This is a genomic window from Sphingomonas sp. CFBP 13706 (assembly GCF_014842355.1).
Lineage (GTDB): Bacteria > Pseudomonadota > Alphaproteobacteria > Sphingomonadales > Sphingomonadaceae > Sphingomonas > Sphingomonas aerolata.
On record NZ_JACYVM010000005.1, the window covers coordinates 118,947 to 133,138 of the forward strand.

The 14,192-nt window shown below is 66.5% G+C and carries 11 protein-coding genes and 1 tRNA gene; 6 read left to right on the forward strand and 6 right to left on the reverse strand.

Annotated elements, in window-relative coordinates; all coding sequences use genetic code 11:
- Nucleotides 1-244: 244 nt before the first annotated feature.
- Nucleotides 245-2,089, forward strand: a complete 1,845-nt coding sequence (gene typA, locus IFS44_RS11245; protein ID WP_056674093.1) for a translational GTPase TypA — start codon at nt 245-247, stop codon at nt 2,087-2,089.
- Nucleotides 2,090-2,240: 151 nt separating this feature from the next.
- On the opposite strand, the gene IFS44_RS11250 is transcribed toward typA, so the two are convergent.
- Genes IFS44_RS11250 through ubiA form a run of 3 tightly spaced genes read right to left on the reverse strand, consistent with a single transcriptional unit; the run spans nt 2,241 to nt 5,316 of the window.
- The gene (locus IFS44_RS11250; RefSeq protein WP_342211224.1) at nt 2,241-3,038 is read right to left on the reverse strand and encodes a 3'(2'),5'-bisphosphate nucleotidase CysQ; all 798 of its coding nucleotides are present in this window, start codon (nt 3,036-3,038) and stop codon (nt 2,241-2,243) included.
- A complete protein-coding gene (locus tag IFS44_RS11255; RefSeq protein ID WP_056674091.1) occupies nt 3,031-4,377 on the reverse strand; it encodes a TldD/PmbA family protein in 1,347 nt (448 codons plus the stop codon). The genes IFS44_RS11250 and IFS44_RS11255 overlap by 8 nt, the downstream gene beginning before the upstream one ends.
- A gap of 15 nt (nt 4,378-4,392) precedes the next feature.
- Nucleotides 4,393-5,316, reverse strand: a complete 924-nt coding sequence (gene ubiA, locus IFS44_RS11260; RefSeq protein ID WP_192098516.1) for a 4-hydroxybenzoate octaprenyltransferase — start codon at nt 5,314-5,316, stop codon at nt 4,393-4,395.
- 83 nt (nt 5,317-5,399) lie between these two features.
- Here ubiA and IFS44_RS11265 point away from each other — a divergent pair, with 83 nt between their 5' ends.
- The 3 genes from IFS44_RS11265 to IFS44_RS11275 all read left to right on the forward strand — a co-directional run bounded on the left by IFS44_RS11265 (nt 5,400) and on the right by IFS44_RS11275 (nt 7,862).
- The gene (locus IFS44_RS11265; RefSeq protein WP_166746254.1) at nt 5,400-5,555 is read left to right on the forward strand and encodes a hypothetical protein; all 156 of its coding nucleotides are present in this window, start codon (nt 5,400-5,402) and stop codon (nt 5,553-5,555) included.
- A gap of 80 nt (nt 5,556-5,635) precedes the next feature.
- Entirely contained in the window at nt 5,636-6,409 is a 774-nt protein-coding gene (locus IFS44_RS11270) for a 16S rRNA (uracil(1498)-N(3))-methyltransferase (RefSeq protein ID WP_192098517.1), read from the forward strand.
- Nucleotides 6,410-6,473: 64 nt separating this feature from the next.
- Nucleotides 6,474-7,862: a glutamate--cysteine ligase gene (locus IFS44_RS11275; protein WP_192098518.1), complete on the forward strand. Its 1,389-nt coding sequence runs from the start codon at nt 6,474-6,476 to the stop codon at nt 7,860-7,862.
- Here IFS44_RS11275 and IFS44_RS11280 read toward each other — a convergent pair.
- Entirely contained in the window at nt 7,859-9,178 is a 1,320-nt protein-coding gene (locus IFS44_RS11280; protein ID WP_192098519.1) for a methyltransferase family protein, read from the reverse strand. The two genes, IFS44_RS11275 and IFS44_RS11280, sit on opposite strands and share 4 nt — an antisense overlap.
- Before the next feature lie 160 nt (nt 9,179-9,338).
- Between IFS44_RS11280 and IFS44_RS11285 the strand changes: the two genes are divergently transcribed.
- Nucleotides 9,339-9,412, forward strand: a tRNA-Gly gene (locus tag IFS44_RS11285).
- 517 nt (nt 9,413-9,929) lie between these two features.
- A complete protein-coding gene (locus IFS44_RS11290; RefSeq protein WP_157840491.1) occupies nt 9,930-10,772 on the forward strand; it encodes a glycosyltransferase family 4 protein in 843 nt (280 codons plus the stop codon).
- Here the strand turns inward: IFS44_RS11290 and IFS44_RS11295 are convergent.
- Nucleotides 10,769-11,920, reverse strand: a complete 1,152-nt coding sequence (locus IFS44_RS11295; RefSeq protein WP_152555472.1) for an acyltransferase family protein — start codon at nt 11,918-11,920, stop codon at nt 10,769-10,771. The two genes, IFS44_RS11290 and IFS44_RS11295, sit on opposite strands and share 4 nt — an antisense overlap.
- A gap of 221 nt (nt 11,921-12,141) precedes the next feature.
- Nucleotides 12,142-13,875, reverse strand: a complete 1,734-nt coding sequence (gene mqo, locus IFS44_RS11300) for a malate dehydrogenase (quinone) (RefSeq protein WP_342366410.1) — start codon at nt 13,873-13,875, stop codon at nt 12,142-12,144.
- Between the last annotated feature and the right edge of the window lie 317 nt (nt 13,876-14,192).

A 14,192-nucleotide genomic window follows, 5' to 3' on the forward strand; every position in this document is an offset into this window, starting at 1 on the left:
TGCCGCATCCTAGGGGAACGACACCCGCATTCAACTGTGGTGTCTAGATAATACACGCAAGCCACGCAATCGTCTTGGCGGCTTGCCCGCAGACTGGTGCGGGCCATCCCGAAACAGGCTCGCGATCGGCGATTTTTCCGGCAGCGGGGAACCATTCGGGCGGCAATCGAAACGCCAAACTTGCCGCATCGCGGAATAAACGCTAAGCGCGCCTGCAAATTCCGTCCAAACCGAAAGCATTCCCATGAGCCTCCGCAACGTGGCGATCATTGCGCACGTCGATCACGGCAAGACGACGCTGGTCGACCAGCTCTTCCGCCAGTCCGGCACCTTCCGCGACAACCAGCGCGTCGAAGAGCGCGCAATGGATTCCAACGACCTCGAAAAGGAGCGCGGGATCACGATTCTCGCCAAGCCGACCTCGGTCGACTGGACGCCCCCGGGCGAGAGCGAGAGCATCCGCATCAACATCGTCGACACGCCCGGCCACGCCGATTTCGGCGGCGAAGTCGAGCGCATCCTGTCGATGGTCGACGGCGTCGTCCTGCTGGTCGATTCGTCGGAAGGCGCGATGCCGCAGACCAAGTTCGTCACCGGCAAGGCGCTGGCCCTCGGCCTCAAGCCGATCGTCGTCGTCAACAAGGTCGACCGTAACGACGCGCGCATCCAGGAAGTGCTAGACGAAGTGTTCGATCTGTTCGTGTCGCTCGACGCGAACGACGACCAGCTCGATTTCCCCGTGCTCTACGCCTCGGGCCGCAACGGCTACGCCTCGACCGACATGGACGCGCGCGAAGGCACGCTGATCCCGATGTTCGAGACGATCGTGAAGCACGTACCGCCTCCCGCCGTGGAAGTCGCCGGCGTGCCCTTCACCTTCCTCGTCACGCTGCTCGACCGCGATCCGTTCCTCGGCCGCGTTCTCACCGGTCGCGTCAATTCGGGTACCGTGAAGACCAACCAGGCGATCCACGCGCTCGATAACGACGGCAAGATCATCGAGACGGGTCGCGCGTCCAAGATCATGTCGTTCCGCGGCCTCGACCGCGTGCCGGTCGACGAAGCCAAGGCCGGCGACATCATCTCGCTCGCAGGGCTTTCGGTTGCGACCGTCGCCGACACGATCGCCGACATCACGGTGACCGAGCCGCTGCACGCGCAGCCGATCGATCCCCCCACGCTGTCGATGCGCTTTGCCGTGAACGACTCGCCGATGGCGGGCCGCGAGGGCACCAAGGTGACCAGCCGCATGATCCGCGAGCGTCTGTTCCGCGAAGCCGAGTCGAACGTCGCCGTGAAGGTGACCGAGGCGGCCGACAAGGACAGCTTCGAAGTCGCCGGTCGTGGCGAGCTTCAGCTGGGCGTGCTGATCGAGACGATGCGTCGCGAAGGCTTCGAGCTCGGCATCTCGCGTCCGCGCGTGCTGTTCGGCGAGGACGAGGACGGCAAGAAGACCGAGCCGTACGAGACCGTCATCATCGACGTCGACGAGGAGCATTCGGGCACCGTCGTCGAGAAGATGAACATCCGTAAGGCCGAGATGACCGACATGCGTCCGTCGACCGGCGGCAAGACCCGCATCACCTTCTCGGCGCCGAGCCGCGGGATGATCGGCTATCACGGTGAATTCCTGTCCGACACGCGCGGCACGGGCATCATGAACCGGCTGTTCGAGAAGTACGGTCCGCACAAGGGCCAGATCGAAGGCCGCAAGAACGGCGTTCTGATCTCGAACGGCTCGGGCGAAGCGAACAACTACGCGCTGGGTCCGCTCGAAGAGCGCGGCATCCTGTTCGTGGGCCACGGCGAGGCGCTCTATGAGGGCATGATCGTCGGCGAGAACGCCAAGCCGGACGACCTCGAGGTCAACCCGATGAAGACCAAGGCGCTGACCAACTTCCGCGCAAGCGGCGGCAAGGACGACCAGGTCCGCCTGTCCCCGCCGAAGCGTGCGACGCTGGAGCAGGCGATTGCGTATATCGACGACGACGAGATGGTCGAAGTCACGCCGAAGTCGATCCGTCTGCGCAAGCGCTTCCTCGACGCGAACGAGCGCAAGCGCGCGAGCCGGGCTAAGCAGAGCGCGTAAGCCTGGCATGGCGAAGCCGGCCAGGCTTACAAGCTCGGCCGGCCTCGCTCACGCGAGGTCCGACGACGCGGCTTAGCCGCGGCGCTCCCCAAAACGAAAAAGGCCGGAGGGAAACCTCCGGCCTTTTTCGTGTCCAGCGAAGCGCCCAGCCCTACCCTAGAATAGCCGCCGCCCGATCCGCCAGCCGCGCGATCGCCGCGCGGTGGATGCCGCGGGTGCTCGCGACAACTCCGAACGCCTGCGGGCGCGGCTTATTGAACACCAGCGGGATGCCGACGGCGTCGGTCACTGCGGCGCCGGCCTCGCTCGCGACCAGCGCGGCGGCGGCGATGTCCCACTCATTCCCCCAGCGCAGCGTCGCGACCAGGTCGGCACGGTCGGCTGCGACCATCGCGATCCTGAGCGCGATCGAATTGGGCTTCTCAACCACGACCAGATCGCGGTCCGCCTTGGGCAGCGCATCGGTCGGCACGCGCGATCCGGGAAAGTCGGTGCGCGATCCTGCCTGCAACGCCGCGCCGTTGAGCGTCGCGCCTTCGCCCAGCGCCGCCGACCAGATCTCGCCCCGCGCCGGCGCATCGAGCACGCCGATCACGACGCGCCCGCGTTCGACCAGCGCGATCGACACGCACCAGCCCGGACGTGCCCGGATATAGTCGCGCGTGCCGTCGATCGGGTCGACGACCCAGAGCCGGTCGCGCGCGAGCCGCGCGGGATTGTCGGCGGTTTCCTCCGACAGCCAGCCGGCATCGGGCAAGAGTGCGGACAGCCGCACCTTCAACATCCGGTCGATATCGATATCGACCTCGCACACCGGGCTGCCCGGCGTCTTTTCCCAGCGGTGGAAATCGGTCCCGAACCGCGCGAGCGCCATCTGCCCGGCTTCGGCAGCGATCGATTCCACCGCCTCGCGCAACGTCGTGACGGGACCCGGGGGCGGTTCAGCCACTCGCCACCGTCATCCCCTCCACACGCAACGTGGGCACGTTGATGCCGTAGCGGAATTCGAGATCGTTGGCGGGGGTTATCGCCAGGAACATGTCCTTCGCATTCCCCGCGATCGTGAATTCGGCGACCGGCCCGGTGATGACGCCATTCTCGATTCTGAAGCCCGCCGCGCCGCGGCTGTAATCGCCGGTGACGCCATTCGCGCCGCCGCCCATCAGCTCGGTCACATAGACGCCCGACACGATATCCTCGATCAGCGTCTCGGGCGGCATCGCGCCCGCTTCCATGAAGACATTGCTCGTCGACACGCCCGGCGCGCCGTTGACGCCGCGCGCGGCATGGCCGGTTGGCTCAAGCCCCAATTGCCGCGCCGACGCCGAATCGAGCAGCCAGCTTTCGAGCATGCCATGTTCGATGATCGCGGTCGGCGACACCGGCAGGCCTTCGCCATCGAACGGCCGCGACCGCAATCCATAAGGCCGATGCGGATCGTCGCGGATCGTGATGCCATGCGCAAACACCTGCGAGCCAAGCGAATCGAGCAGGAAGCTCGTCTTGCGCGTGATCGCCTGCCCCGCGATCGCCGCGATCAGATGGCCGAGCAGCGAGCTGCCGACGCGCGGATCATACACCACCGTCATCGGCCCGCTCGCGAGCCGCCCCGGATTGAGCCGCGCGACCGCCTGCTCGCCCGCGCGCTGCCCGATCGCCTCGGGTGATTCGAGATGCTGGCGATGCCGCACGCTGTGATAGGCATAGTCACGCTGCATCGCGCCGCCCTCGCCCGCCAGCACGCTCGCCGACACGCCATAGGCTGTCGAAGCATAGGCGCCCGCGAATCCATGGCTGGTGGCGAGCGCCCAGACGCTGCTCGACGCGCTCGCGCCGCCGCCTTCGCTGTTCGTTACGCCAGGCACCGCGCGCGCCGCATCCTCCGCTGCAGTCGCCGCATCGCGCAGCTGCTCGGGCGAGACCTCACCGTGATCGGCAAGCCCGAGCATCGGCGGTACGCCGTGCAACAGGCGGTTTTCAGGGGCGAGGCCGGCCCAGGCATCCTCGGGGGCCTCGCGCGCCATTGCCACCGCGCGCGCCGCGAGCGCGTCCATCGCCGCGGACGACAGATCGGAGGTCGAGACGCTCGCCGATCGCTTGCCGACGAACACGCGCAGGCCCAGGTCCTCGCTTTCCGACCGGCCAATATCCTCGAGCTTGCCGAGGCGGATCGAAACGTCGAGCGAGGCATCGGCGGCGAAGACCGCATCGGCGGCGTCCGCGCCGGCGGCCTTGGCGCGCGCTACGATGTCATGGGCGCGGTCGCGGGCTTGATCGGGTGTGAGCATGTCGCCGATCTAGGGTCACAGGCTCGTGCCGACAACCACGCAGGCAAGGAAGATCAGCAACCCCGTGAAGCGGTTGGCGCGGAATCGGGCGAGCGCACCGGCGCTGTCGTCCGCGCGCAGCGTCGCGACCTGCCACCCCAGATGCAGCGCGGCGGGCGCCAGCGCGGCGATCGCGAGCGGATCGGGCCGCATCGTCCAGAACGCCGCCGCCCAGAACCCGACCGCGATCGCATAGAAAATCCCGACCCCCGCCTTTACATGCCGCCCCATGCGCAGCGCGGACGACCGGACGCCGATCATCGCATCGTCCTCGCGGTCCTGCAGCGCATAGATCGTGTCATAGCCGATCACCCAGGCGATAGACCCCGCATAGAGCAGCCACATCGGCAACGTCAGCGCGCCGGCGATGTCGCTCCACCCGACCAGCAACGCCCAGCTGAACACCAGCCCGAGCCATGCCTGCGGCCACCAGGTGATCCGCTTCATGAACGGATAGGCGGCGACCGGCGCGAGGCTCGCCAGCGCGACGACCGCGGCGAGCGGCGTCAGCTGCAGCAGCACGACCAGCCCAACAAGCGCCAGCACGCCCAACCAGATCCACGCCAGCCGCAGAGAGACGAGCCCGCTCGGGATCGGCCGCGCCCGCGTCCGCGCGACCTGCGCGTCGAGATCGCGGTCGACGATGTCGTTGAACACGCAGCCTGCGCCGCGCATCGCGATGCTGCCGAGCAGGAACCACGCGATCAGATCCCAGCGCGCCCACGCCCCGCCCGCCAGCGCGATCCCCCAGGCGCCGGGCCAGAACAGCAGCCACCAGCCGATCGGCCGATCGAACCGCGCGAGCAGCGCCAGTCCGCGCAGCGTCGGCGGCAGCCGCGCGACCAGGCCGCGATGTTCGCTGTCGGGGACGATGTCCATCGGGCTCGGTGTGGTCTGCATGACGCGGGCGTAGGAAGACGGCGTTTGGCGCGCAAGCCCGCAGCGGCTAGGATAGCGTCAGTGTCGCGTTCGAGCCCCTTTGCATGATCGGCCTGTCGGTCGCGGTCGGCCGTTTCGTCGAGGCGCTCTTCTGGGGCATCTTCCGCGTCGCCGGCGCAGTCGCGGGCGCGCTGATCCTTGGCATCGCGGTCGCGATCATCGTATGGATCGTCGCCCGCAAACTCTGGAACCGCCGCTAACCAATCCCCCCTGACGGCGGAGGATCGCGAACGAGCGAAACGCCCTCCCCGCATGCGGCGGGATTTGCTAGGCCCCCGCCATGCCTGCAACCCCAGCCTGGCCGCCGCAATCCACGCCGCGGCTGTTCGTCGACACGCCGCTAAGCTCCGGTCCGCTCCCGGTCGACGGCCCCGCCGCGCATTATCTCGCGGGCGTCATGCGGCTGAAGATCGGCGACCCGGTCAAGCTGTTCGACGACCGCACCGGCGAATGGCTCGCCACCGCGGCCAGCGTCGGCAAGCGCGACCTTGTCCTCGACGTGACCGAACGGCTCCGCGAACGTGAGGCGGTGCCCGATCTGTGGCTCTGCGCCGCGCCTATCAAGAAGGGCCGGGTCGACTGGCTGGCGGAAAAGGCGTGCGAGCTCGGCGTCGACCGGCTCGTCCCGGTCGTCACGCGCCGCACCGTCGTCGACAAGCCCAATACCGATCGCCTGCGCACGCACATGATCGAGGCGGCCGAGCAATGCGGCCGCACCGCGCTGCCGCAGGTCGCCGAACCCGTGAAGCTCACAGCGTTGCTCCGCGACTGGCCCGCCGACCGCACGCTGTTCTTCGCGGACGAGACGGGCGGCGCGCCCGCGCTCGCGGCAATGCGCGCGCATGCCGGTCCCGCGGCGATCCTGATCGGCCCCGAAGGCGGTTTCGACGCCGACGAGCGTGCGGCGATTCGCGCGCATCCCCAGGCGGTCGGCATCGGGCTCGGCCCGCGCATCCTCCGCGCGGAAACCGCAGCGGCGGCGGCGGTCGCGCTGTGGATGGCTGCGGCGGGCGATTGGGCAGCCGAACCGCCCGTCCCGTCACCCGTCGCGTGACATTGCTACCGACCGGTCCGAATCCCCTCTAGCACCCTCGTTCATCGCCGCGTAAGGCGCGGCGATGACGAGCAAGACCGCCCCTGCAAAGACCAGCCCGACGATCGAGTCGCGCGACCAGTTGATCGCCAGCTTCGCGCGCGGTGAAAAGCCCAAGGACCGCTGGCGGATCGGCACCGAGCACGAGAAGTTCGTGTACGCGAAGGACGACCATCGCGCGCCTTCGTACACCGAGGCGGGCGGCATCCGCGCGCTGCTCGGCGAGCTCGAGCAATATGGCTGGGCGCCCGTGTTCGAGCGCGGCCCCGACGGTACCGAGAACGTCATCGCGATGACCGGTGCGGACGGCAGCATCAGCCTGGAGCCCGCGGGCCAGTTCGAACTCTCGGGCGCGCCGCTCGAGACCCTTCACGAAACCTGCGCCGAGACCGGCCGCCATCTCGAACAGGTCAAGGCCGCGGGCGAAAAGCTCGGCATCGGCTTCCTCGGCCTCGGCATGTGGCCCGACAAGACCCGCGCCGAGCTGCCGATCATGCCCAAGGGGCGCTATGCGATCATGTTGCGGCACATGCCGCGTGTCGGCAGCATGGGGCTCGACATGATGCTGCGGACCTGCACGATCCAGGTGAACCTGGATTACGCGTCGGAAGCGGACATGGTGAAGAAATTCCGCGTCGGCCTCGCGCTTCAGCCGCTCGCGACCGCGCTCTTCGCCAATTCGCCGTTTACCGAGGGCAAGCCCAACGGCATGCTGTCCTATCGCAGCCATATCTGGTCCGACACCGACCCGCACCGCACCGGCATGCTGCCGTTCGTGTTCGAGGACGGCTTCGGTTACGACCGCTACACCGACTATGCGCTCGATGTGCCGATGTACTTCGTCTACCGCGACGGCAAATATATCGACGCGGCGGGGCTCAGCTTCCGCGACTTCCTGAAGGGCGAGCTCAGCGTCCTGCCCGGCGAGAAGCCGACGCTCGACGACTGGACCGACCATCTCTCGACCGCCTTTCCCGAGGTGCGGCTGAAGACCTTCCTCGAGATGCGCGGCGCCGATGGCGGCCCGTGGAACCGGATCTGCGCGCTGCCCGCGCTCTGGGTCGGGCTGCTCTACGATCAGGGTGCGCTCGATGCGGCATGGGATCTGGTGAAGGACTGGACGATCGACGAACGCCAGTCGCTGCGCGATTCGGTGCCCAAGCTCGGGCTGAATGCGCCGATCGCAGGTGGCGGCCAGTTGCGCGACATCGCCGCACAGGTGCTCGATATCGCGGGTGCCGGCCTGTCGTCGCGCGCACGCCTCAACAAGGCGGGCGACAACGAGACCGGCTTCCTCGACCCGCTGCGCGAGATCGTCCGTTCGGGCAAGGTCCCCGCCGAGCTGCTGCTCGACAAGTATAACGGCGCCTGGGGCGGCGATATCGCCAAGGTTTACGGCGTGGAAAGCTTCTAGGCGCCTGACGCCCGGCCTGACCCCGCCACCCACGCCAGGAGGCGCGGTACCGGTCCGTTGCGCGCCATCCAGTCGCTATAGGCGCGGTAATCGGGGTCGAGGCCCAGATGCCGCTCCTCGGTCCGCGCGCGCCAGTAATAGACCCCGCTGACCGCCGCGAGCAGCAGGGTCGCGCGCATCGCGTCGATCGGCGTCCCCGTGGTCAGCACGGGGATCGTCGACAGCCACCAGAACAGGTTCTTCGACAGATAGGCGGGGTGCCGCGACCAGGCATAGGGCCCGTGCGTCAGGATCCCGCGGTTGGTGAGATTGGAGAATCGCAAGCCGAACGCCATCGTCGCCCACGCATAGATCGCGGTCAGCGCGACCAGCACCGCGCCGATCAGCACCAGCAGGACGGGGTGATACTGGAACCAGACGTCCCATTCCTGCGTGCCCGGGTGATAGTCCATCGGCCCGCCGTCGCTCATCAGGATGATCGGCGGATAGCACATCAAGGCCGCCATCCAGGCGGCTGCGAACGGATTGGCGCTGCGGATATGCGAATCGAGCGGCCGCAGCGTCAGGACATAGCCGACCGTCGCGAACGCGACGTCGATCAGGAACATGAAGGTGATCAGCCACCTGGCGAGCGCGACCGGGTCGCGCAGGATCGCGCTTGTGTCACCGCGGATGAACTCGCCAAACCCGCCCGGCACGATCGCGAGCATGAAGGCGAGGAAGAACGCCTTCACTCCCCAGCTGCGCAGGTGGTTGTGGAGCGCCGCACGGTCGACCCCCGGCTGCCCGGTCAGCCATGCCCCGAGCGACCACGCTCCGTCCTTCGGCTCCACCAGATAGCGGTCGAGCCAGAGGACATAGGGGATCGACACGAGCACGAGGATCGGCGCGGCGTTGGTGAAGCACCACATCGCAAAGGCGAAATTCCCCTCCCAATAGAATCGCCCGGTGCCGTAGATCACCGCGATCCCCGCCCAGGTCACCCAGAAGGCAGCGAGCTTGGTCAGGCTGACGTCGATCGTCTCGCGCCATGGCCGGGGCCGCGACCAGTCCAGCCCGGTGCTCGGCCGGCGATGGACCTTGTCGACCAGCACCGACCACAGGATCATCGGGACCGCGCAGGCGAGCAGGTTGACCAGCGCGGCATAGGGCCCGTCCATCCCCCAGCCGCGCGCGCACGCCACCCAGCCGATCACCCCCGCCAGCCCCGCCAGCCCGGCGCCATGACTGACCGCGGACGCGGGGCGCGGATCTGCGGCGCGGCGCCGCTGCACGGTCAGGCTGGTCGTCTCGGGAAGCACGGGCGCGTCTGACATGGCGCCAGGGGTAGCCGATTTTCGTCAGCAAACCATGAACCATCCTGCCCCGGCTTGCACCACCCCACGAGCCGCGCTATCGCGACCTTACACCTTCTGCCACCCGTCTCGCCTTCGCGACGGTCAGTGCGGGGGCGCAGGCCGCGGCAACGCTGGCTTCGCGGGTATAGTACAATGGTAGTACAGCAGCCTTCCAAGCTGAATACACGGGTTCGATTCCCGTTACCCGCTCCATCGTTTCCAATAGCGCCGACCAGTCTCGACGGGCGTGACCCGATCATTGCCTGACTATGCCGTGAGATGCGCTGTTATAAGCGGCGACAGCCGGCATAGCGAATTCTGTGCCTTAGAGCACCCGCCCCCCCCCGCGTCTGTTATTCTTTGAAATGGGGCCTCCATTCCGATTTCGACATGACCCCTTTGCTGATTTCTGGTAGCTCTATGGCGCATATTACCGATGATTTCGGGATGAAATACAATTAGCAAGTCTTTTCAACGATGGGACGTCGACTTCACCCTTTCGCTTCACAATCGAACCGGAAAGTATTTTATCGGCAGGGACATTATCGACACGCTGCCGGATGTATTTCGCAGCGTGAAGATATGGAGACTTCCCGAAAGGGTCGGCGTCAATGCCTTGTCCCGCAAAGTCATCGGTCGATTATGGGCCGAAGAAGATCGCCTCAGAGCCCGGTATCCCAGGCTGCTGCCGCGACAGCGGAGCCGACGCGCGGTCCTTCATCTCGATCCGATGACCGTGCTGGGCTGGCACGTCACGTCGCATGATGCCGTGCTGTGCCATGATCTCGGCCCCCTGACGCATCCCGAACTCTTCGCCCCGTCCGTCACCGCGCTCTACGAGCGGGTCTATGCACGCATCGCCGAACGCCAGCCCCGCATGGCCTTTGTCAGCCAGGCATCCAAGGCGGCATTTCAGCGCCTCTATGGCACCGGGTCCCCCGCCACCGTGATCTATCCACCGATCCGCACGGGCGTGGCGGGTGGCGCGCAACACGCCGTGGACGGCGTTGAAGGCCTGTTTCTGCTGACCGTGGGGAGCATCGGGCGCCGCAAGAACCAGCTGGCCAGCATCCGCGCATTCGCACGCGCGGGCCTTGCCGATGCGGGCTATCACTATGTCATCTGCGGCAGCCGCGAACCGGGATCCGAGGCCGTCATCGCCGAGGCGGAGCAAACCCCCGGCGTCATCCTCCTGCCCTATGTCTCGGACGAGCAGTTGCGCTGGCTCTATGCGCATGCGCGGGGGTTCGTGCTGGTGAGCCTTCTCGAAGGATTCGGCGTCCCCGTCGCGGAAGCGATGCGCAACGGACTGGTGCCGCTGATCAGCGCCAACAGCGTCCTCGAAGAGGTCGCGGGACCAAGTGCGATCGCGGTCGATCCGCACTCCGTCGAGGCCATCGCCGCGGGAATGACACAGCTCGCCGAACTCCGCCCGGACCAGATCGCGGCACGGCGGGTCGATCTCGAGGCGCGTCTCGACGCGTTCTCGATGCCGACCTTCGTCGATGCGTGGAGGGCCTTTCTGGGTGCCGAGGCCGAGCATCGGCCGGCGCCGCTCGTCGCATCGCGCTAGCCGACCGAAACGGCGCGACGCGGGAGGAGCAGGCGCGCGCCCAGAAAGGCGAGCGCCGGCTTTTCGACGAAACGGCGGACGATCTCCGCCACGATCAGCGCAGCCCCCACGATACCGACCGCTGCGATCAGTCGCTCGGCGAGCGGCTGGCCCGCCATCAATCGAGAGAGCAGCATGACGACCGGCAGATGCGTGGCATATAGTGGGAAGGAGACATTCCCCAGCCATGTCAGCACGCGCGACTGCTCTCGTTGCCCAAGTGCGCCGAGCAATACGATCATCGGGTTGGCGCACAGGATGTAGAAGAGCGACAGCGGGATGCCAAACCAGGAGACGCCGGGCACGATCATCGGAAAGAGGAGTGCGGCGATCAGGATCACGGGCGCAACATCCGCCTTCACGCGACGCGCCTCGTAGATCCGGTATGCGACCACCCCCATGCAGAAGGACGCCAAGGCCCTGACCGTCGTTGGCACGATCATATCGACCGACTGATAAAAGAAATGGACGCTATTATGGTCGATGGCGACCCAGGTGATCGCGACCGAAAGGACGAAGGCGATCGTGATCAGCCCGCGATTGCCGAGGGCCTTGACGGATACCGCCCAAAGCAGATTGACGAGGATCTCTGCAAAAAGCGACCAGTAGACGCCGTTGAACCAGACCAGATTCTGCCCCTCGAGCCGCGGCAGGACGATGAGGGACAGGGCAAACGCCCGATAGGCGGATGACGCCCCCGGGCCGCCCGCCATGCCGAGCGCCACGAGCAAGGCCGCCACCGATCCGGCGAGCACGCTCGGCCAGAGCCGAACCACCCGTGACATCAGAAAGCGAGCGAACTCACCGCCGCCCTCGCGCAACCGCCGCTCATGCGCGAAGGCGAGGACGAAACCGCTAAGACACAGGAAAAAGTCCACCGCGATATTGCCATGGACCGTCATTCCGCTCGGAAACTTCAGGAAGATGCCGATATGATATGCCACGACCATCAGCGCCGCGACCCCCCTCAACCCATCTAATGCGACAAAGCGACGTTTCGAGTGTTCGGCGGCCCGGACAGGCTGCATATACATTCCCCCAGCGCTTATCCCGATTAGGCGGGGCAAAACACAAATATCGGGAGAACTGTCGGGGGCATCGACAGACAAGTCTATCGTGTTTTTTGACCAAGACCGTCCCAGGTCGACATGATTTCGACGGCTTTACTATTCTAGCGTTCTGATGTTCGCTCACGCATGACCGCAAGGTGGCCGATCTTCGTTAGCGGGGTGGATCGGATATGGGGCATTTCCCGCCAGCAGGGCCCGCGTGCGTGCCATAGCTTACCCCTCCCCGGCAATGCCGGGGAGGGCGCGGTCGAGGACAGCTGTCAGAGGGCGAGGTCGGGGCTGCGGTCCGGCTTGACGCGCATCGCGGCGGGGCGGGGCTTGGTCGCGACATGGACCGCCGGCGAGGCGATGGCGAGTTGCAGCGTATCGGCGGTATTGCCCCAGTGATCGGCGAGCAGTTCGGGATGCTCATTGAGCTTGATGCCGTAACTCGGCACGATCTCGCGGATCTTGGCCTGCCAGCCGGCAGTCGACAGCCGGTTCGGAAACACCTTCTTGAGCAGGTCGAGCATGATCGACGGCGCGGTCGACGCGCCCGGCGACGCGCCGAGCAGCGCCGCGATCGAGCCGTCCTTCGACGCGACGATCTCGGTGCCAAGCTTGAGCACGCCGCCCTTTTCAGGATCGCGCTTGATGATCTGCACGCGCTGGCCCGCCTGCCACAAGCGCCAGTCGCCGTCCTTGGCGCCGGGGAAATATTCGCGCAGCGCCTCCATTCGGTCGGCATCGGACATGATCAGCTGCCCCGCGAGATATTCGACCAGCGCGAAATCGTCCCAGCCGACCGCGACCATCGGCCGGAAATTGTCGATCGTCACCGATGCCGGAAGATCGAAATAGGACCCCTGCTTCAGGAACTTGGTCGAGAAAGTCGCGAACGGTCCGAACAGCAGCGCCTGCTTGCCGTCGAGATAGCGGGTGTCGAGATGCGGCACCGACATGGGCGGCGAGCCGACCGCGGCCTTGCCGTAAACCTTGGCGAGATGGCGATGCGTGATCTCGGGCTTGTCCGCGACCAGGAAGGATCCGCCGACCGGGAAGCCGGCATAATCGTCCGCCTCGGGGATCCCGGACTTCTGCAGGATCGGCAGTGCGCCTCCACCCGCGCCGGCAAAGACGAAGCGCGCATTGATGACCTGCTTGTCGTCGGTCTTCATGTCGCGCGCGGTGACTTCCCAGCCGCCCTTGGCGTTGCGCTCGAGCGACCGGACCTCATGCCCCGTCGTCAGCGTGAAGTTCGCCTGCTTGTCGAGCGCGGCGATATATTGCCGAGTCACCGCACCCCAGTCGCAATCCGTGCCGAGCGACGAGCGGGTCGCTGCAAGCGGCAGCGACGCGTCGCGGCCCTGCATCATCAGCGGCACCCATTTGGCGATCTGGGCGCGGTCGGTGGAGAATTCCATGCCCGAGAAGAGCGGGCTGGCGCCCAACGCTTCCCAGCGCTTGCGCAGGAAGGCGACATTGGCGTCGCCCCAGACGAGGTTCATGTGCGGAGTAGAGTTGATGAACGTCCGCGGTGCACCGAGCATGCCGGCCTTGACCTGGTGGCTGAGAAACTGGCGCGTGACCTGGAACTGCTCATTGATCTCGACCGCCTTGGCGATCTCGACACGGCCGTCGGCCGCGTTGACCGGCGTGTAGTTCAGTTCACACAGCGCCGAATGGCCGGTGCCCGCGTTGTTCCAGCCGCCCGAGCTCTCCTCGGCAACCTTGTCGAGCCGCTCGACCAGCTCGATCGTCCAGCTCGGCTCGAGCTGGCGCAGCAGCACGGCGAGCGTCGCGCTCATGATGCCGCCGCCGATCAGCAGCACGTCGACCGAGCGTTCCGTCGTCGCGGCCTGCGCCGGCGACAGGGGGACCATGGCGGAGGACCCCGCGACGCCCGCAACGATCGCCGAGCCTAGAAGATTGCGGCGCGTTACGCCCGTGCCGGCCGCCGGGGCATCGCCTGCTTGCTCGGCGGTCCGCGTGTCGTCGTTCGATCCAATTCGCACTATGATGCCTTTTTCGTTACCGCCTGCCCGCCCCCGATCCCGGCCCCCGAGGGGCGGAGACGGCTAAGGGCGCATCGCCGGATGATGGATGGGCTGCGCAGGATCGGCCGAAAGACGCACAGAAGCGATCGACCGAGCACAACCGTTGCTCAAAGTCCTCGCCCATTTGCCGGAATTTATTGGGAGGCCCGCAAACCAGTAAAATTGACGGGTATCCGAGACTTACATGCCATCGCAGGCGCGATTTTTCAAGCTTTGGATGGCGGATGGCCGGATCGGGGCCCGCCATGCGCGCCGGATCGAGCCGTGCGGCAGCG

Coding starts and splice junctions, on each gene's coding strand:
- typA (WP_056674093.1), top strand. CDS start 245: ATGAGCCTCCGCAACGTGGCGATCATTGCGCACGTCGATCACGGCAAG.
- IFS44_RS11255 (WP_056674091.1), bottom strand. CDS start 4,377: ATGCTCACACCCGATCAAGCCCGCGACCGCGCCCATGACATCGTAGCG.
- ubiA (WP_192098516.1), bottom strand. CDS start 5,316: ATGCAGACCACACCGAGCCCGATGGACATCGTCCCCGACAGCGAACAT.
- IFS44_RS11265 (WP_166746254.1), top strand. CDS start 5,400: ATGATCGGCCTGTCGGTCGCGGTCGGCCGTTTCGTCGAGGCGCTCTTC.
- IFS44_RS11270 (WP_192098517.1), top strand. CDS start 5,636: ATGCCTGCAACCCCAGCCTGGCCGCCGCAATCCACGCCGCGGCTGTTC.
- IFS44_RS11275 (WP_192098518.1), top strand. CDS start 6,474: ATGACGAGCAAGACCGCCCCTGCAAAGACCAGCCCGACGATCGAGTCG.
- IFS44_RS11280 (WP_192098519.1), bottom strand. CDS start 9,178: ATGTCAGACGCGCCCGTGCTTCCCGAGACGACCAGCCTGACCGTGCAG.
- IFS44_RS11290 (WP_157840491.1), top strand. CDS start 9,930: ATGACCGTGCTGGGCTGGCACGTCACGTCGCATGATGCCGTGCTGTGC.